This window comes from Microcystis aeruginosa NIES-4325, from assembly GCF_008974145.1.
Classification (GTDB): Bacteria; Cyanobacteriota; Cyanobacteriia; order Cyanobacteriales; family Microcystaceae; genus Microcystis; species Microcystis aeruginosa_G.
On sequence record NZ_BJKP01000088.1, the window covers coordinates 1 to 1,403 of the forward strand.

Below are 1,403 nucleotides of genomic sequence, written 5' to 3' on the forward strand. Positions count from 1 at the left end.
CAGAGGCTATAAAGTCTATAGGCGAGTTCTTTGGCTAGGTGGGCTTTGTTTCCTAGTTTGGCTAGGAGTTCCGCCGCTCCGGTTTCGCCCTTTTTATCGAGGGTATGGATGAGGTATTGGGTGATTTCCCATACGGGTGTCCGCTCATCTTTTTCTGGCTTCCAATCGGTTTTAAGATCTTCGCGCTTGAGTAGTCGCACTTTACCGGCTTTTGCTTCTAGTATGCCAGCTTCAACCATGCCCTGAATACTGGTGTTTTTGGCTTTGGAGAGGGTTTCTGCATCGCCATATAGTGCTTCGTTGAATTGGTACTGCTCGAACCAAGTCAGCGCCCAACGGGTATCACTATCAAATTCTCCTTCTTGTTCGGTGAGAAATTCGTCGAGAATCTGGTTAATCAGTTGCAGGGCGGTACGAACACCCATGGAAGTGCCGTTAGATTCGAGGATAGCGGCGTATTTGGAGTAGATTGCCATCCCGGGCCCAATACTGGCTTGGGCGAGGTCAACGGGGGCAATATTGCCCTGTTGCAGCAGTTTTAGGGCTTGGGGAAGGTCTCGCTTCAGTTCGTTGAGGAATTGCCGGCGGCTGGCTTTGGGCGCGTCGGTGGGACGGGGACGACACACGAGGACGATGGAGGAGGCGAGGGCGTTGCTGCCAAGTCCAACACTACGGTTACTCAGTTCTGTTCGCATTGGCCATGTGCCACCAATGGAAAAATCAGATTTAATCAAACCTTCGAGCATGGTTTCCCATCCAGTGGAAGAGACAACAGCATTTCCCTTATCATCATCACTGTCTTCTGTTTCTGCCTGTTTAAAGGCGTAATAGACAGTAAGAGGGTAATCTGAGTGAGCCATCCCATTCATTCGCCCGAATGCTTTTCCTAGTCCTTCCTCAAAGAAGGATTGAGCTTTTTTTTTATCACCCCCAAAACGATAGGGAGTAGCGACTAATTCCGGTGTTTTGGGTACGAGTAAAGTGCTGAAGATGTTTGAATAGACTGAATTAAGGGAACGACGCAACCAAACATAAAAAAAGTCTGCAAGGTCTGCATAGCCTATGTTGTCGTAGTATGGGGGGTCTGTAGAGATGATTCTGGGTGCTATTTCGTCATTACTTTTAGCAGTAGCATCAATTTGAATAACTTGTCCTGGGGCGGAACAAGAGGATTTTTTAATAACTTCAACTACCCAATCAATTGCACCATTAAAATTGCCCGTCGAGTCACTCATAGGATTCGCTTCGGCAAAATCCCAGGTCATGGGAATCGCTTGACGAGCGAAAGTATTGCGCGTGCTATCACGACTAATATCCCAGCTACAAATCGTAGAGTTTCGATCAGAAAGTCTATCCACTCCAAAAGCCAAATAAGTCGCCACCGCATCCCCATAAGCCGTCGC

Annotated in this window: 1 pseudogene; it reads right to left on the reverse strand. The window is 48.0% G+C overall.

Annotation, left to right across the window (positions count from 1 at the left end):
- A pseudogene (locus MiAbW_RS19080) lies at positions 1-1,403 on the reverse strand (DUF1156 domain-containing protein); the annotation flags it as partial.